We start from the raw sequence: 16877 nt of genomic DNA, 5'->3' as shown, positions 1-16877 counted from the left end.
TGCCGTCATCCCGGACTTGATCCGGGATCCAATCCAGCACCGGCGTCATGGATTCCGGATCAAGTCCGGGATGACGAAGCCGGGGGCTTTTTCTTTCCCTTTGCCGCAGATTTTGGCTTCGCCTTCGGTTTGCCAGCCGGTTTCGGGGCGGGCTTCGCTTTTGCCTTCGGTTTGGCGACCGGCTTCGGCGCTTCTTTCGTCTCTGCCGTAGCGGCTTTGGCCTTCGCCGCCTTCGGCGTCGCGGCCATCAGGTCGGCGAAACTTTCGTCGATGCACTCGCGGAAAAAAGCGATGTCGGGCATGATCGCGCGCTCGCTGATGATCGAAAAGGCGATGCGGCCGTTATAGCTGGGTGTCGCGACGAACAGCCCCATATTGTTCGCGAGCGGCGCCATTCCATGCTGCTGCACCAGCTGCGCGCCCGCAAGATAGAGCGGCACCTGCGCGCCCGGAACGTTCGAGATGAACAGGTTCGTTCCGCGCACGGCGAAGCGTTCGCTGGTGATAATGCGCGCCACCGCGGCCATCGTCGCGCCCGGAATATGCTGCGACAGGTCGGTCATGATCCGCGCGCTGACGCCTGCTTTGGCTTCCTTCGCCTCGACCGTATAGTCGCGGATCGCCGCCAGCCGCGCGAGCGGGTCGGCGATGTCGGTGCGCACCGGCACGCTCATGGCAGAGACCTGATTGCCGGGCGTGCTGGCTTTCCCCGCGCCCTTTTCCTTGCCGCGCAGGTTGATCGGCGCGACCGCGACCAGGCTCTCCTTCGGCAATTCCTTGTGCTTCGCGAGATATTTGCGCAGCGCGCCCCCGACCGTGGTCAGCACGACGTCGTTGACCGTCGCGCCCGGCACCTTCTTGCGGATTTCGGCGACGTCCGCGAGGGCCACCGTCGTTCCGTCGAACATCTTGTGCGGGCCGACGGGGACGTTGAAGCGCGTCTCGGGAACGCCCGCGGCCATCCCGCCCTCGGCCATCGACTTGCGCGCCGAGGCGACGATCGCGGGCGAGACCTTGAGCAATGCGTTCATGAACTTGACCGGCGACTGCATCGACGCCGACCAGGCGCGCGTGACCGTCTCGGCACTCGACGGCGGGCGGCCAAGCTCTTCGATCGGCGGCGGCTCGGCGATTGCAGGCGTGCCCTTCGCATCGATGTCGCTCATCGCGATGAAGGCGTGCGCGCCCGATGCGCCGTCGACCGCCGCGTGGTGGACGCGGTGGAGCATCGCGAAGCTGCCCTTCGGGATGCCGGGAATCCTGTCGAGCCCTTCGATGACATAAATGTCCCAGAGCGGGCGGTTCATGTCCATCGGCTTCGAGAACCAGCGCGCGACCGCGATGCAGAATTGCCGCCAGTCGCCGGGCTCGGGCAGGCGCGCGTGGCTCATATGCGCCTCGATATCGAAATGCTCGTCCTCGACCCAATAGGGGTGGTCGAGGTCGAAGGGCAGCCGGTGGAGGCGGCGCTTGAACAGCGGCGAGGTGTGGACGCGGCTCTCGACGTGGCGGATGATGTCCTTGAAGCGCACGAAGCCGCCCGGCGCGGTCGAGGGGTCGTAGATATAAACCCCCATGATGTGCGTCAGATTATTCGCGGTCTGCGTGTAGAGGAACTGGGCGTCCTGCGCGCTGAGCTGTTTAAGCATAATCGTTCCCTTTCGCCGCCCCCGACACCTCGTCATTGCGAGCGAAGCGAAGCAATCCACGGCGGTTTACGCAACTCTGGATTGCCGCGTCGCCTTCGGCTCCTCGCAATGACGATGGCGGGTAAGGCACATTCATTCTCCAACCGCCGGTAACCGATCAGCCAGCGCCGTCGTCGACAGGCGCATCGATTCCATGGCGCCCGCGAGCCCGCGAAGTTCGCCCAGCAACGCGCGCCGTGCGGCGAGGCTGTCGGGGGTCGCGGTCCCGGCGAGGCCCATATGCCGCATCAGCGACAGGCCGTTTTCGAACAGCAACTTGCCGATCGCCGCCTCGCTGCTGATGCGGCGGAGCAGATAGGCCTGCCGCCCCTCGACCAGCGCGGCGTCGAGCAGCGCCTTCGCATCGACCTCGTCGCCCGGCTTCGCGCGCGTCAGCAGTTCGGCGACGACCGAATAGGCCTCGGCGAAGGGCAGCAGGATCGCGTGGCCGACGACAGGCTGGCAGCGCTGGATCAGCTGCGCGACGCCGCGGTCGCCGCTCGCGAGGCGGCGGTCCCAGACGGGATCGATGCGCGCAAGCTCGGCCTCGAGCGCGGCGCGATGCTCGTCGCGGGGCGGATAGAAGAATTCGAATTTGAGCAGGTCGCGCAGGCGATCGATCTTCGTCCAGAAGGCCGCGGTCGCATCGCCCTCGCCGCTTTCGCGAAGCTGGAACAACGCCAGCTCGATCATCGCGCGGTCGAGGAAATGATGCGCGATGATGTTGCGGTAATAGCTCGCCATCGGATGCTTGGCCGGGTCGATCGAATAGACATTCTCGCTGCCAGCCTCGTAGCGCGTCAGCAGCCCGCTTTCGACGAGCGTATCGACGGTGGCGGAGAGCGCGCTGTCGTCGCGGCTTTCGAGTTCGCTGCTGAGGCGGATGCCGCGCTCGCGCGCCCAGTCGGTGACCGCCGCGATGGCCGCGAGCAGTTCGGGCGCGGTTGCACCGCGCGGGGCGAGGCCGAGCAGGATCAGGCACATCACCGAGGTGACCGTCAGCGGGGTGACGCGGTTCGCCTCGACCGCGACCGCGAAGGCGATTTTTTCAAGCGCGCGCTTGTCGTCGGGGCCGGGGGCTTCGTCGATGATTACCGGGTTGCCGATGTCGAGGCGGATGCGGCCCGACGGTTCCTTGAGGCTCTTCATATAGCCAAGGAACCACGACAGGCTTTCGGGCTTCTTGGTCCGGCCGGTCTGTTCGGCGGCATATTCCTCGACGTCGCGGATCAGGTCGAAGCTGGTGACGAAGGGGACGAAATGGACATCGCGGGTGCCGGTCGCGTGCGCCGCGTCGAGGACATATTTCATCAGGCCATATTTGGGCGGCATCAGCTTGCCGAGGCGCGAGCGCGTCCCCTCGAACGCCCAGGAGAGCGGGAAGCGCTTGGCGAGCAGCCAGGCGATATAGTGGCGCAGCACCAGCTTGTAGACCGGCTGGTCCTGAAAGCTGCGGCGGATGAAGATCATCCCCGAGCGGCGGAAGAATTCGCCCATGACCGCGAAGTCGAGGTTCGCGCCGCCGAAGCTGTGCAGCATCGGCATGTCGTTTTCATAGGTCAGGCGGCTGGGCGTCGCGCCGTCGATATAGGTCTTGTGGGTGAACAGGATCGCGGTCGGATGTTCGCGCAATATATTGCGTAACCTTGCGACTTCGGCGGCATCGACCTCCATCTCGGGCGCATATCCCCCGAACATCATCCGGTCGAGACGTGCGCGAAGATCGAGAAAAAGCGCCGACGGCCGCGCAATGACCTCCTTCATCAGCGGCCGCGCCTCGCGATAGAGATCGCCGACCGGGCGCCCCGTCTTTTCGGCCAGATCGGCGAGCGCGGCGCGGAATTTGGGACTGGTGCGCAGGCTATCGGCGACGAAGCGCGGCACTTTGTAACGCGTGCCGCGAATACCGCGTTCGGCGACGTCGAGCGCGAGCGCCGCCTGCCGCGCGACAAAGCCTGCGAATTCCGGGCTATCGGTTCCCTCGCCATCGCCGCCACCGGTCTGCGCGCAGAAGCGGTCGCGGAGCGTGTCGAGTGTCGCCGCCTCGCCGACGAGGATCTGCGCGCGGCGCCGGTCGCGGAGCAGAATGAGTCGCGCGCGGAGCGACCCCGGGTGGCGCGGATCGCCGAAGATCAGATGGCGGAGCTTGAGCGCGCGGTCCTTGTCGAACCCCGGAATACGCCAGGCGACGCGCAGCGGCACGACCTGCCGCGACGCCGCCCCGCCGAGCCGCGCGCGCAGTACATCGACGGGCAGCGCATGGTCGCCGTCCTCGATATCGAGACTCGCCCATTGCGGCTCGTCATCGCCCGACGTCGCATGGATCCAGTCGAGCAAGATGCGCCGCTCGACCCCGTTGCGCGCGTCGATGATATAGAGCCGCTCGGCCGCCTCCTCCGCCACGATAGGGGTGCGGGGCGTTCCGTCGGCCACCGGCTTATACCCCCCCTGTCTTTGCGAGCGTAGCGAAGCAATCCAGGGTTGAGCGGGCCGCTCTGGATTGCTTCGCTACGCTCGCAATGACGATGTGGGACATGCGCTAGGCTTTCCTTCCCTTTCGGGGAGTAGCCTTCTTTTTGGGCGCCGCTTTCTTCGCCGGAGCCTTTTGGGCTGGCGCCTGCTTCGCCGCCGCCTTCTTCACCGGTTTGGGCGCCGGCGCTTCAGCCACCTCGTCCTCTTCTTCCGGCTGACCCAGCGTGCGCAGGAACATGTTCCGCACGTCGCGGACATGGTCGTTCAGCGTCTTGACGCTCCACTTCGAGGTATCGACCGGCGGCAGCACGGTGACGCGCACCGTCGCGGGGCGCATCACGAACTCGTTCTTCGGCGCAACATCGGTGGCGTTATGAATGACGATCGGGACGATCGGGACGCCCGCCTGCATCGCCAGATGGAAGGCGCCCTTCTTGAACGGCGCCAGCTTCGGGGTCAGCGTCCGCGTGCCCTCGGGCGAGATGCAGATCGACTTGCCTTCATGTTTGATCGCATCGACCAGCGGCTCCATCGCCTTGATCGCGCTCTTGCCGTCGGCGCGGTCGACAAAGACGGTGCCGCCCCATTCCATCAGCTTGCCGAGGATGGGGATGTCCCTGATCTCCTTCTTGCCCACCCCGCCCATGTCGCGGCGGATGAGCTTGGCGAGGATCATCACGTCCGCCTTGCTCTGGTGATTGAAGATGAAGATGCACGGGCGCGACGACCAGAGGTGGCGCTCGTCCTCGACCTCCAGCTCGACGCCGGTGATCGCGGTCGCAAAATCGCCGAACAGCCCGATCGAGAAATTCGCCGCCTCGCGCTGCGAGCGCGTGAGCGCCCAGATCGGCAGGCCCGCCGCGAACGCCCCGACGAGCGAGCCGGTGGCATAGATGGTGCGCGTATAGTCGATCCACGACGGGGTGCCGCGGCTCGCGAAGCGCTGGACCGGCCAGCCCCGCTCGTCGGCGATCGCTTTCAGCTTCATGTTCGGGTTGAGCGGGCGCGGCTTGCCGACGCGTTCGAGCAGTTCGATATCGTCGTCGCTGTCCGAATAGAAAAAGCTCTGATCGAGATCGAGGCCATATTCCTCGGCCAGTTCTTCGGCGGCGATCACCTTCCCTTCGCCGAAGCACAAGGGCCGGATGATCTCGCCGGTGAAGACGCCGTCTTCGATCTCGTAGGCCGAGCATTTGATGTCGGTGATGCCAAGGTCGCGCGCGGTGGGTTCGATCTGGTAGATCGTCGCCGACGAGATGATCGCGACGCGGTGGCCCTTCGCCTGATGCGCTTCGATGATCGCGCGCGTCTCGGGATAGATCTTCCGCGCGATATGCTTCTTGTAAAGCTCCTCGCCGAACTCGACGAAACTTTCCTCGTCGACGCCCTTCATGAATTTGGCGGCGGCGGACATCAGCCCGGAGAAGCCGATCTGGCCAAGGCTGTGCTGCGCGACGACCTGCGCGGTCTCGGCGATCTCCTCCATCGACATTTCGCGGCGCTGGAATTTTTCGCGCAGCATTGCGGTCGCCGAATAGCCCGAGATGATCGTTCCGTCGAAATCGAAGAGCGCGGCGATATGCGATCCGGGTTCGGACGCGAGAACTTCTTCCAAATGCGGCTGCGGCCTCGGCACGCGCATCTCCCCACCAAACGGCTATGTTGCCGTTTTCCCCTGCACGATGGCAGTAAAGATGGCGTTTATCAATGGCGCGCAAGCGGCTCTTGCGTCTCAAAAATGGTCTGCGTGTCCCCGCGAAGGCGGGGATCCATCTCCGGGTGATTCAAAACAGCGCCGACCGGTGATGGGCCCCCGCCTTCGCGGGGCAACACCGCCTTCTTAACCGAGCTTGAGCGCCGCTGCCTCTCTCGCAAGCGCTTCAACCTTCGCCGGGTCGAGCGGGCCCGACGGGACGACCCAGCTGCCGCCCACGCACAGCACCGCGTCGAGCGCGAGCCATTCGGGCGCGGTCGCGGGCGTGATCCCGCCGGTCGGGCAGAAGCGCGCGCTTCCGAACGGCCCGACAAGCGCCTTCAGCGCCGGGATGCCGCCGCTCGTCGCCGCCGGGAAGAATTTGAAGCGCGACAGGCCAAGGTCCATCCCGCGCATGATGTCGCCGGCATTCGCGGTGCCGGGCAAGAAGGGAATGCCGCTGGCGACCGCCGCCTTGCCGAGCGTGTCGGTCAGACCCGGCGAGACGATGAATTCGGCGCCCGCGTGGATCGCGCTGTTCAGCATCGCGGGATCGAGGACGGTGCCCGCGCCGACGACCGCGCCCTTCACCGCCTTCATCGCGGTCAACGCGTCGAGCGCGGCGGGGGTACGCAAGGTCACCTCCAGCACCGGCAGGCCGCCCGCGACGAGCGCCTCCGCCATCGGCACCGCATCCTCGACCCGGTCGATCACGATCACCGGGATGACGGGTGCGAGGCGCATGATCTGGTCGATGCTCTTGTCTGTCATGAACCCATTTCTCTTTCTTCGTCATCCCAGCGAAAGCTGGGATCGGATTGATCGTCGCGTTTTGCCTGCCAGCGATCCCAGCTTTCGTTGGGATGACGGAAAAATCAGATGACCGTTTCCATCGCCGCCAATACCGCCGATCCGCCCTTTTCCGCTTCGTCGGCGTGGATACGGAACAACGCAAACAACTCGCGGCCGACGCCGAGCGCGGGCGGCGGTGCGATGGCGGGTGCGCGCGACGCCCATTCGGCTTCGTCCACCAGCGCCACGACTTCGCCCTTCACCGCGCAGACGCGAACGATGTCGCCGTTGCGCAGAAAGGCGAGCGGGCCGCTCACCCCATCGACACCGGGCAGAGCTTCGGGCGAGAGGTGGATGACCGCGGGCACCTTGCCGCTCGCGCCCGACATGCGACCGTCGGTGAGCAGCGCGACGCGATAGCCCTTGTCCTGCAACACACCGAGCGCCGGGGTCAGCTTGTGCAGTTCGGGCATGCCGTTGGCGCGCGGCCCCTGGAAGCGGACGACGACGACGACATCGCGGTCGAGCTCGCCGGCCTTGAACGCGGTCAGCACCTGGTTCTGGTCGTCGAAGATCCGGCACGGCGCCTCGATCGTCCAGCGATCTTCGGCGACCGCGCTGGTCTTGATGATCGCGCGGCCGAGATTGCCCGCGAGCAGCCGCATCCCGCCGTCGGGCGAAAAGGGCTGCAAGACGGGCCGCAGCATTGTGTCGTCGCGACTTGTCGCAGGCGCGGCCTGCCAGTGAAGCTTGTCGTCCACCAGCACGGGCTCGGCGGCATAATCGGCCATCCTCCCGCCGACGGTCAGCACGTCGCCGTGGAGCAACCCCGCGCCGAGCAGTTCCCTGACGACAAAACCGATCCCGCCCGCCGCGTGGAAATTGTTCACGTCGCCCGCGCCGTTCGGATAGACGCGCGCGAGCAGCGGGACCGCGTGGCTCAGCTCGTCGAAATCCTGCCAGTCGATGATGATCCCCGCGGCGCGCGCAATTGCGGGCAGGTGGATCGTATGGTTGGTCGAGCCACCCGTCGCGAGCAGGCCGATCGCGGCGTTGACGATCGCCTTCTCGTCGACGCAGCGCGCGAGCGGACGATAATCGTCGCCGTCCCATCCGATCTGCGCCACGCGATGCGTCGCAGCGCGCGTCAGTTCCTGCCGCAGCTTGGTGCCAGGGTTGGTGAAGGCGCTTCCGGGGATGTGCAGCCCCATCAGCTCCATCATCATCTGGTTGCTGTTCGCGGTGCCATAGAAGGTGCAGGTGCCCGCGCCATGATAGCTCGCCGCTTCGGCGTCGAGCAGCTCGTCGCGGGTCGCCCTGCCCTCGGCATAAAGCTGGCGGACGCGTTGCTTTTCCTTGTTCGCGAGCCCCGAGGGCATCGGACCCGCGGGGACGAGAATCTGCGGCAGATGGCCGAAGCGCAGCGCGCCGATCAGCAGGCCGGGGACGATCTTGTCGCAGATGCCGAGGAGCAGCGCGCCCTCGAACATCGCATGGCTCAATGCGATTGCGGTGCCTTGCGCGATATTGTCGCGGCTGAACAGCGACAGGTCCATACCCGCCTGCCCCTGTGTCACCCCGTCGCACATCGCCGGAACGCCGCCCGCGACCTGCGCGGTGACGCCGACTTCGCGCGCGAAGAGTTTGATCTGTTCGGGGTAGCGGCCATAGGGCTGATGCGCCGAAAGCATGTCGTTGTAGCTGGTGACGATGCCGATGTTCATCGCGCCGCCGGTGCGGATGACGGGCTTGTCATCGCCCGCCGCGGCGAAGCCGTGCGCGAGGTTGCCGCAGGAGAGGTTGCCGCGGTTGGTCCCGGCTTCGCGCTGGCGCTCCATCAGATCGAGGTAGGCGGCGCGGCGGGGGGCGCTGCGGGCGATGATGCGGTCGGTGACGGCAGCGATGGTGGGGTGGAGGGTGGTCATCTCAGTCCTTCTACCCTCTCCCCTTGCGGGAGAGGGTTGCGCAGACTTGCCAGCTTGCTGGCTAGTCGAAGCTGGGTGAGGGGTTGCGGTCGCAAAGCGACCGCGCGAGCCAAAGGCTCGCGACCCCTCATCCAACTGCGCCTAGCGCCTGCGGCGCAAGGCTTCGTATCCTTCTCCCCCAAGGGGAGAAGGTTTTCGGTAAGCTCAATCATGCCAGCTCGCTCCGTCGCGCTCGATCAGCGCGATTGCACTTGACGGCCCCCAGCTTCCCGCCGTGTAAGTCTGCGGCGCCATGTCGATCGCCGCCCAGGCGTCGCGGATCGAATCGATCCACTGCCACTGCGCCTCGACCTCGTCGCGGCGCACGAAGAGCGTCTGGTCGCCCTCGATAAAGTCGAGCAGCAGGCGCTCGTAGGCGATCCGCCGTCGCTCGCCCTCGAAGCTGTGCGAGAGCGACACGTCGAGCGTGACCTCTTTCAGTTTCACGCCCCCGCGGTCGAGCCCGGGCTGCTTCGCCATCACCTTGACCCGGATATTCTCCTCGGGCTGGAGGTTGATGATCATGCTGTTCGCATCGAGCTTGGCCGCGCCGACGCGCGCGAAGATGTTGTGCGGCACCGGCTTGAACTGGATCAGCACCTCCGACTTGCGCTGCGGCATCCGCTTGCCGGTGCGCAGATAGAAGGGCACGCCCTTCCAGCGCCAATTATCGATGAACGCCTTGATCGCGACGAAGGTTTCGGTGTTCGACGGATGCCCGAGTTCGTCGGCATAGCCCGCGACAGCGGCGCCGTTCACCGCCCCGCTCGTGTACTGGCCCTTGACGCTGTGCGCCTTGACGTCCTCGGCCTTCAGCTTGCGCAAGGAGCGGAGCAGCTTGACCTTCTCGTCGCGCACCGCGGTCGACGACACGCTCGCGGGCGGCTCCATCGCGATGATCGCGAGCAGCTGGAGCATATGGTTCTGCACCATGTCCTTGAGCGCGCCGACGCCGTCATAATAGGAGACGCGGCCTTCGAGCCCGACCGTCTCCGCAACCGTGATCTGGACATGATCGATCGCCTGCGCGTTCCACAGCGGTTCGAAGAGCATGTTCGCGAAGCGCAGCGCGAGAAGGTTCTGGACCGTTTCCTTGCCGAGATAATGGTCGATGCGGAAAATATGGTCTTCGGCGAAAGCGCTGCCGACCTGCTCGTTGACCTCGCGTGACGAGGCGAGGTCCTGGCCGATCGGCTTTTCCATCGCGATCCGGCATTCGGCGCACGCGATCCCCGCTCCATTCAGCCCCTGCGCGATCGGGCCGAACATCGAGGGCGGGGTCGAGAGGTAGGCGCCGATCGGGCGCCCCAGCCGATCGCCAAGCATCGCGGCGAGATCGTCATATCCTGTGCCCGCGCCCGCATCGACGGGGCAATAATCGATCCGCTCGAGGAAGCTGGCGATCTGCGCCTCGTCGAGGCGATCGGCGGGAAGATGCTCGCCAAGCGCTTCGCGCACCAGCCTGTGCGATGCAGCGCGATCCATCCTGGAGCGCCCCGAAGAAATAATGGTCAGTTCGTCGGCAAGCAGCCCGTCGACGTGAAGATTATAGAGCGAGGGAAAGAGCATCCGCTGCGCAAGGTCGCCCGTCGCGCCGAACAGGATCAGGGTTTCGACTTTCACGCTCACTTGGGTCCCCTTGGATAGCTTTTCAGAATTGGCGGATGCCCCCAGCGAATGCAACGCGCATACGTAGGCCGCATACGATGTCTGCGCTTGGCAAAATCGCCACACTTGCCCTAGGGAGCGGCCATGCCCGACAGCGCCCTCCCCTATGATGTCATCGTCGTCGGCGGCGGTGTCAATGGCGCCGGGGTCGCCCGCGACGCCGCGGGGCGCGGCGCGCGCGTCCTTTTGCTCGAGGCGGGCGATCTTGCAGGGGGCACGTCGTCGAAATCGACCAAGCTGATCCACGGCGGCCTGCGCTATCTCGAACATTATGAGTTCGGCCTGGTGCGCGAGGCGCTGAAGGAGCGCGAGGTGCTGTGGAGCATCGCGCCGCACATCATCTGGCCGCTGCGTTTCGTCCTGCCCTATCGCGACGGGCTCCGCCCGCGCTGGCTGCTGCGGCTCGGCCTGTTCCTCTACGACCATATCGGCGGGCGCAGGAAGCTGCCTGCGACACGTTCGGTCGATCTCGAGCATCATGCCGCGGGCGGGCCGCTGCAACCGCAATATGTGAAGGCCTTCGAATATTCGGACGGCTGGGTCGACGACGCGCGGCTCGTGCTGCTCAACGCGCGCGACGCCGCCCATCGCGGCGCGCGCGTCAAGACGCACACCCGCGCCGACCTGATGCGCGTCGAGGACGGGCTGTGGGTGATCGAGGCGAGCGACGATCGCGGGCACAGCTATCGCTTCATGGGCAAGAGTCTTGTCAATGCAGCAGGCCCGGCGGTTCTCGATGTGCTCGGCCGCGCCTCGGCGCCGCCCGATTACAAGATGCGGCTGGTGCGCGGGTCGCACATCGTCGTGCGCCGGAAGTTCGAGCACGACTATGCCTATTTCTTTCAGCTTCCGGACGGGCGCATCTTCTTCGCGATTCCCTACGAACGCGATTTCACACTGATCGGCACCACCGATCAGGACCATGACGGCGCGCTCGCCGATATTCATGCGAGCGCCGACGAGATCGCATATCTCTGCGAAGGTGCGAGCCAATATTTCAAGACGCCCGTCGTCCCCGCCGATGTCGTCTGGACCTATTCGGGGGTGCGGCCGCTGATCGAGGACGGCTCGGGGAAACCCGAGGCGGCGACACGCGGCTACCGGATCGACCTCGACACCGACGAGGGCGCGCCTTTGCTCACCATCTATGGCGGCAAGATCACCAGCTACCGCCATGTCGCCGAACATGCGGTCGACAAGCTGGCGGAGCATCTGGACGCGCTGTCGGGCAAGCGCTGGACCGCGAGCGCGCCGCTGCCGGGCGGGGATTTTCCGACCGGCGGCGCTGCGGCACTCCGCGCCCGGTACAAGCTCGCGCATCCGTTCCTGTCTTCGGCGACCGTCGACAGGATCGTCAAGGCCTACGGCACCGAAGCTACCCAATGGCTCGGCAAGGCCGAGGATTGGGATGCGCTCGGCGGCGAGATCGCCCACGGCCTCAGCGCCGCCGAGGTCGAGTGGATGATGACCCACGAGTGGGCGCGCGACGTCGACGACATCCTCTGGCGGCGCAGCAAGCTGGGGCTGCTGTTCAACGAGGCGGATGTGGCAAAGCTGGCCGGGTGGCTGGAGACGAAGCGGCCCGTTCCTTCACTCGCTTAGTAATTTTCGTCATTCCCGCGAAGGCGGAAATCCCTTTTTTTTGCGCCATCAACCCGGATCCCCGCCTTCGCGGGGATGACGGGGATGGGTTATGCGACCAACGCCAGCGCGTCCGCGCCCGCAGGGAAATGCGGCCGCCCGCTCGTATCGTGCACCGCCGTCCACACCGCTTCGGCGACGTCGGTCTCGGTCGTGAACATCGCCGGCGCAGCCATGCCCGCGAGGATCGGCGCGGCGTGGCCGGCATAGGGTTCGGGGAGCACATCGGCGAGATCGACATCGGTATTCGTGGTGAAGGCGGTCGTCGGGCCATAGCCGGGCTCGACCAGCTTAACCGTCACGCCGAACGGCGCGAGCTCGTGGGCCAGCGAATAGGTGAAGCCCTGTACCGCGGTCTTGCTGCCGGTATAGGCGGCCGCATAGGGGAAGGAGGCGAGCGTCGCCGACGAGGTGACGTTGACGATCGTCCCCGAGCCACGCGCCCGCATCTGCGGGATCGCCGCCTGCGTCATCGCGATCGTGCCCAGGGTGTTGGTCGCATAGACGTCGCGGATGCGCTGCATCGGCGAATATTCGAGCGCGCCGAACAGGCCGATCCCGGCATTGTTGACGAGCACGTCGATCGGGCCCCCGAGTTCGAGCGCGAGCGCGATGCTGTCGGGGTCGGTGACGTCGAGCGCCAGGAGGCGCAGCCGGTCGGAGGTTTCGAAAAGCTCGGGGCGCGGGCTGCGCATCGTGGCGACGACGTTCCAGCCGCGGGCGTGGAAGTGGCGGGCGGTCTCGAGGCCGTAGCCCGACGAGCAGCCGGTGATCAGGATGGTCTTCATCTTTCGTCCTTTCATGCTTGCGATGAAAAGCCTCTAGCCAGCGCGATCAAGACTATATATAATGCTAAGTCCATATTTCTTTATAGATCATCCTGATATGCTCGACCCGCTCTCCGACGTCATCGCGCTGCTGCGTCCCAGCACGGTCTTTTCGAAAGGCATCAGCGGCGCGGGGCGCTGGGCGGTGCGCTATACGGCGTTCGGGCATCCGAGTTTCTGCACCTTGCTCGAAGGATCGTGCCGCCTCGCGGTCGACGGCGCGGAACCGATCACGCTCGAAGCGGGCGATTTCGTTCTGCTGCCCGCGACTCCCGGCTTCACCCAGTCGGGCTTCGAGCCCGTCGAGCCGGCAACCTTCGACCCTCATGCGAGCATCGGCGTGACCGGCGAGGTGCGCCACGGGCGGCAGGACGGGCCGCCCGACGTCCGGATGCTCGGCGGCTATTTCATTTTCGCATCGCCCGACGCCGGGATGCTGGTGTCGCAGCTTCCGGGGATCATCCATTTGCGCGGCGCCGAGCGGCTTTCGGCGCTCGTCCAGATGGTGCGCGACGAAACCGGCGAGGAGCGGCCGGGACGCGACCTTGTGCTCGCGCGGCTGGTCGAGGTGCTGCTGGTCGAGGCGTTGCGCGCGGTCGGCAGCGACGATGCACCGCCGGGATTGCTGCGCGGGCTGGCCGATGCGCGGCTGGCCGGCGCGATCCGCTGTATCCATGACGAACCCGCGCGGCCGTGGACGGTCGCGGCGCTGGCGAAGGAAGCGGCGCTGTCGCGTTCGGCATTCTTCGACCGCTTCGCACGCATCGTCGGGGTGCCGCCGATGGAATATGTTCAGAGCTGGCGGATGAGCCTGGCCAAGGACATGCTGCGCCGCCGCGCGGGCAAGCTCGACGAGATCGCCGAAAGGGTGGGTTATGGCTCGGCGAGCGCGTTCAGCACGGCGTTCGCGCGGCAGGTCGGGATGCCGCCGAAGCGCTTTGCGATGATGGCGGGTTAACGCGGCTTGGGGTCGGGCTTCTTCGGTCCCCGCGCCGCTTCCTCGCGCAGCCGGTTTTCGCGTTCGGCCAGTTCCTCGAAACGGCAGAGCGGGATTGGTGGGGGCGGTTTCTTCTTTTCGGTCATTGAAACCTCGTCACCCCGGGCTCGACCCAGGGTCCCGCTCATTTGAAGGAAAGCGGGCCCCCGGATCAAGTCCGGGGTGACGGGTTTTTGAAATCGAGCCTCCCTGTTGCGCAGCGATGGAGAGATGGCAGCGCGAAGCCCTTCCCACGGCTGCACCGTAGGGAGGGTTTCGAGTTACGCCGCCTCGGCCTCCACATCCGCCGGCAGGCGGATCATATAGTCGAACGCCGACAGCGCCGCCTTCGAGCCTTCGCCCATTGCTATGACTATCTGCTTGTAGGGCACCGTCGTACAGTCGCCCGCGGCGAAGATGCCCGCCTGGCTCGTCTCGCCGCGATGGTCGACCTCGATCTCGCCGTGGCGCGACAGGGTGACGCTGTCCTTGAGCCATTCGGTGTTGGGGACGAGACCGATCTGGACGAACACGCCTTCGAGTTCGATCTGGTGCAGTTCGTCCTTGTTGCGGTCCTTGTACGACAGGCCCATGACCTTCTCGCCATCGCCGAGGACTTCGGTGGTCAGCGCCGAGGTGATGATCTTGACGTTCGGCAGGCTCGCAAGCTTGCGCTGGAGCACCGCGTCGGCGCGCAGTTCGCTGTCGAACTCGATCAGTGTGACATGCGCGACGAGCCCCGCGAGGTCGATCGCCGCCTCGACGCCGCTGTTGCCGCCGCCGATCACCGCGACGCGCTTGCCCTTGTAGAGCGGGCCGTCGCAGTGCGGGCAATAGGCGACGCCCTTGTTGCGATATTCGTCCTCGCCCGGCACGCCGAGCTGGCGCCAGCGCGCGCCGGTCGAGAGGATGACGGTGCGCGCCTTCAGCGATGCGCCACTCGCGAGCTTCACTTCGTGCAGGCCGCCCTCGGTCTTCGCGGGGATCAGTTTCTCGGCGCGCTGCAGGTTCATGATGTCGACGTCATAGTCTTTAACATGCTGTTCGAGCTGCGCGACGAGCTTCGGCCCTTCGGTGTGCTGGACCGAGATGAAATTCTCGATTCCCATCGTGTCGAGCACCTGCCCGCCGAAACGCTCGGCGGCCAGACCCACGCGGATGCCCTTGCGCGCCGCGTAGATCGCGGCCGCTGCGCCCGCCGGGCCGCCACCGACGACGAGCACGTCGAACGCGTCCTTGGCGGCGATCTTCTCGGCCGCCTTGGCTTCGGCGCCGCTGTCGAGCTTCGCGAGAATCTGTTCGAGCTCCATCCGGCCCTGGCCGAACGTCTCACCGTTGAGGAAGATCGTCGGCACCGCCATGATCTTGCGATCCTCGACCTCGGCCTGGAACAGCCCGCCGTCGATCGCGGTGTGGGTGATGCGCGGGTTGACGACGCTCATCAGGTTGAGCGCCTGCACGATGTCGGGGCAATTCTGGCACGACAGCGAGAAATAGGTTTCGAAGTGATAGTCGCCGTCGAGCGCCGCCACCTGTTCGAGCACCTCGGGCGCTACCTTCGGCGGGTGTCCGCCGACCTGCAGCAGCGCGAGGACGAGCGAGGTGAATTCATGTCCCATCGGGATGCCGGCGAAGCGGACCGCGACCTGCGCGTCGCTGGCGCGGCGGATCAGGAAGCTGGGGCGGCGCGCATCGTCGTCGGCGCGGGTCACGCTGACCTTGTCCGACAGCGCGGCAATGTCATCGAGCAGGCTCGCCAGCTCGACCGACTTGGCATCGTCGCCGAGCGACGAGACGAGTTCGATCGGTTCACGAAGGTTCGTGAGGAGGCCTTGAAGCTGCTGCTTCAGATTGGCGTCGAGCATGGGGGAGGCTCCTGCTTAGTTTCCAAAAATATCCGTGTGCACCCGCGAAGGCGGGTGCCCATCACCGGATGGTGCAAAGTAGAACCGGGCTGGAGATGGGTCCCCGCCTTCGCGGGGACACACGGCATGCTATGTTTTAGATCTTGCCGACGAGGTCGAGCGAGGGCGCGAGGGTTTCGGCGCCCTCTTCCCACTTCGCGGGGCAGACTTCGCCCGGGTGGCTGACCCAGTACTGCAGCGCCTTGATCTTGCGGAGCAGTTCGGCGGCGTTGCGGCCCACACCCTCGGGGGTGATTTCCAGCAGCTGGATTTCGCCCTGCGGGTCGAGGACGAAAGTGCCGCGGTCGGCCAGGCCGACGCCTTCACGCAATACCTCGAAATTCTTCGAGAGATTGTGGTTCTGGTCGCCGACCATGTAGTAATTGATCTTGCCGATTGCCGGCGAGGTGTCATGCCAGGCCTTGTGGCTGAAATGCGTGTCGGTCGACACGGCATAAACCTCGACATCCATCTTCTGGAGCGTCGGGTAGATATCGGCGAGATCTTCGAGCTCGGTCGGGCAGACGAAGGTGAAGTCGGCGGGGTAGAAGAAGAAGACCGCCCATTTGCCCTTCACGCTCTCGTCGCTGATGTCGACGAACTTGCCGTCCTTGTAAGCGGTGGCTTTGAAAGGCTTCAGGGTCGTGTTCAAAACGGACATGAGGGAGAGCTCCTTTGTTGTTGGAGGCTTCCCCTAGCCATGTTTGCTGCAGTGCGAAAAGCGAAAATATCGTGAGCTTTGATCGAAAATATCGATCATAAAGCGATGGTCGCGCGGTGGCGGCAACGGCGCGCGTCGATGTATGGAGAAGTCTCGGCCGACTCCGTCCACCATCGCGCCTGCCCCGAATCGGGATAAAAGCGGCGGAATTGCGTTAGACCCTTTGTGACAGCATCGTGATACCTGTCCCCGAATGGACCAGATTCGCGATTCGATCTATTATGAGCAGCTTGCGCGGGTTGCGCGGCTGAAGGCGAACGCGTCCGACGATCCCTTCCTCGCGCGCCGCCTGCGCGAGGCCGCGGTCAAGCACGAGCAGAAGGCGCGCAAGCTGAAGCGGGCAGAGCAGGCGAGCGAATAGTCGCGGGGAAATGGCGCGCTGCAACCGGCGAGGATGAGCCATGGTGCTTCGCTACCGCGCCCTGGATCGCGCCTCGCGCTCGAGCGCCACGATTCGGATGTCTGAAATGGGGTGGGGAGCGGACGCCCCAAGCTCGTCATGCTGGCTGCGGCGATGGCCTCGCTGTTTCA

The 16877-nt window shown here is 65.5% G+C and carries 13 protein-coding genes; 3 read left to right on the top strand and 10 right to left on the bottom strand.

Annotated features, from left to right (window positions below):
- Positions 1-59: 59 nt before the first annotated feature.
- From J1N50_RS01600 to zwf, 6 genes are all read right to left on the bottom strand, one after another.
- On the bottom strand, positions 60-1649 hold the full coding sequence (locus tag J1N50_RS01600) for a wax ester/triacylglycerol synthase family O-acyltransferase (protein ID WP_215349695.1): 1590 nt from the start codon (positions 1647-1649) through the stop codon (positions 60-62).
- A gap of 132 nt (positions 1650-1781) precedes the next feature.
- The gene (locus tag J1N50_RS01595) at positions 1782-4121 is read right to left on the bottom strand and encodes a glycerol-3-phosphate 1-O-acyltransferase (protein WP_215349692.1); all 2340 of its coding nucleotides are present in this window, start codon (positions 4119-4121) and stop codon (positions 1782-1784) included.
- A 106-nt stretch (positions 4122-4227) separates the two neighbouring features.
- Positions 4228-5775, bottom strand: a complete 1548-nt coding sequence (locus J1N50_RS01590) for an HAD-IB family hydrolase (RefSeq protein WP_246552934.1) — start codon at positions 5773-5775, stop codon at positions 4228-4230.
- A gap of 225 nt (positions 5776-6000) precedes the next feature.
- Complete coding sequence (gene eda, locus J1N50_RS01585; RefSeq protein ID WP_215349685.1) at positions 6001-6624, bottom strand: bifunctional 4-hydroxy-2-oxoglutarate aldolase/2-dehydro-3-deoxy-phosphogluconate aldolase; 624 nt, start codon at positions 6622-6624, stop codon at positions 6001-6003.
- A 104-nt stretch (positions 6625-6728) separates the two neighbouring features.
- The gene (gene edd / locus J1N50_RS01580; RefSeq protein WP_215349682.1) at positions 6729-8570 is read right to left on the bottom strand and encodes a phosphogluconate dehydratase; all 1842 of its coding nucleotides are present in this window, start codon (positions 8568-8570) and stop codon (positions 6729-6731) included.
- Positions 8571-8774: 204 nt separating this feature from the next.
- Complete coding sequence (zwf, locus tag J1N50_RS01575) at positions 8775-10178, bottom strand: glucose-6-phosphate dehydrogenase (RefSeq protein ID WP_246552938.1); 1404 nt, start codon at positions 10176-10178, stop codon at positions 8775-8777.
- 183 nt (positions 10179-10361) lie between these two features.
- On the opposite strand from zwf, the gene glpD reads away from it, so the two are divergent.
- The gene (gene glpD, locus J1N50_RS01570; RefSeq protein WP_215349677.1) at positions 10362-11879 is read left to right on the top strand and encodes a glycerol-3-phosphate dehydrogenase; all 1518 of its coding nucleotides are present in this window, start codon (positions 10362-10364) and stop codon (positions 11877-11879) included.
- Positions 11880-11968: 89 nt separating this feature from the next.
- On the opposite strand, the gene J1N50_RS01565 is transcribed toward glpD, so the two are convergent.
- Positions 11969-12706: an SDR family oxidoreductase gene (locus J1N50_RS01565; RefSeq protein ID WP_215349674.1), complete on the bottom strand. Its 738-nt coding sequence runs from the start codon at positions 12704-12706 to the stop codon at positions 11969-11971.
- Positions 12707-12803: 97 nt separating this feature from the next.
- On the opposite strand from J1N50_RS01565, the gene J1N50_RS01560 reads away from it, so the two are divergent.
- On the top strand, positions 12804-13703 hold the full coding sequence (locus J1N50_RS01560; protein WP_215349672.1) for an AraC family transcriptional regulator: 900 nt from the start codon (positions 12804-12806) through the stop codon (positions 13701-13703).
- On the opposite strand, the gene J1N50_RS17905 is transcribed toward J1N50_RS01560, so the two are convergent.
- From J1N50_RS17905 to ahpC, 3 genes are all read right to left on the bottom strand, one after another.
- Positions 13700-13828 (bottom strand): hypothetical protein, encoded by a 129-nt coding sequence (locus J1N50_RS17905; RefSeq protein ID WP_281414798.1) that lies wholly within the window; start codon positions 13826-13828, stop codon positions 13700-13702. The genes J1N50_RS01560 and J1N50_RS17905 overlap by 4 nt on opposite strands.
- A 174-nt stretch (positions 13829-14002) precedes the next feature.
- Positions 14003-15586 (bottom strand): alkyl hydroperoxide reductase subunit F, encoded by a 1584-nt coding sequence (gene ahpF, locus J1N50_RS01555; RefSeq protein ID WP_215349668.1) that lies wholly within the window; start codon positions 15584-15586, stop codon positions 14003-14005.
- Between the two features lie 136 nt (positions 15587-15722).
- Positions 15723-16286 (bottom strand): alkyl hydroperoxide reductase subunit C, encoded by a 564-nt coding sequence (ahpC, locus tag J1N50_RS01550; RefSeq protein WP_215349665.1) that lies wholly within the window; start codon positions 16284-16286, stop codon positions 15723-15725.
- Positions 16287-16539: 253 nt separating this feature from the next.
- Here ahpC and J1N50_RS01545 point away from each other — a divergent pair, with 253 nt between their 5' ends.
- Positions 16540-16707, top strand: coding sequence for a hypothetical protein (locus tag J1N50_RS01545; protein ID WP_204993235.1), 168 nt, complete (start codon positions 16540-16542; stop codon positions 16705-16707).
- The last annotated feature ends 170 nt before the right edge of the window (positions 16708-16877 follow it).

The organism is Sphingopyxis soli (genome assembly GCF_018682675.1).
Classification (GTDB): domain Bacteria; phylum Pseudomonadota; class Alphaproteobacteria; order Sphingomonadales; family Sphingomonadaceae; genus Sphingopyxis; species Sphingopyxis soli.
The sequence above is the reverse complement of the archived record's forward strand: the minus strand, read 5'-3'. Positions and strand labels throughout refer to the sequence as shown.

Coding starts and splice junctions, on each gene's coding strand:
- J1N50_RS01545 (WP_204993235.1), top strand. CDS start 16,540: ATGGACCAGATTCGCGATTCGATCTATTATGAGCAGCTTGCGCGGGTT.
- ahpC (WP_215349665.1), bottom strand. CDS start 16,286: ATGTCCGTTTTGAACACGACCCTGAAGCCTTTCAAAGCCACCGCTTAC.
- edd (WP_215349682.1), bottom strand. CDS start 8,570: ATGACCACCCTCCACCCCACCATCGCTGCCGTCACCGACCGCATCATC.
- J1N50_RS01565 (WP_215349674.1), bottom strand. CDS start 12,706: ATGAAGACCATCCTGATCACCGGCTGCTCGTCGGGCTACGGCCTCGAG.
- J1N50_RS01600 (WP_215349695.1), bottom strand. CDS start 1,649: ATGCTTAAACAGCTCAGCGCGCAGGACGCCCAGTTCCTCTACACGCAG.
- J1N50_RS01560 (WP_215349672.1), top strand. CDS start 12,804: ATGCTCGACCCGCTCTCCGACGTCATCGCGCTGCTGCGTCCCAGCACG.
- eda (WP_215349685.1), bottom strand. CDS start 6,624: ATGACAGACAAGAGCATCGACCAGATCATGCGCCTCGCACCCGTCATC.
- glpD (WP_215349677.1), top strand. CDS start 10,362: ATGCCCGACAGCGCCCTCCCCTATGATGTCATCGTCGTCGGCGGCGGT.
- ahpF (WP_215349668.1), bottom strand. CDS start 15,586: ATGCTCGACGCCAATCTGAAGCAGCAGCTTCAAGGCCTCCTCACGAAC.
- zwf (WP_246552938.1), bottom strand. CDS start 10,178: ATGCTCTTTCCCTCGCTCTATAATCTTCACGTCGACGGGCTGCTTGCC.
- J1N50_RS17905 (WP_281414798.1), bottom strand. CDS start 13,828: ATGACCGAAAAGAAGAAACCGCCCCCACCAATCCCGCTCTGCCGTTTC.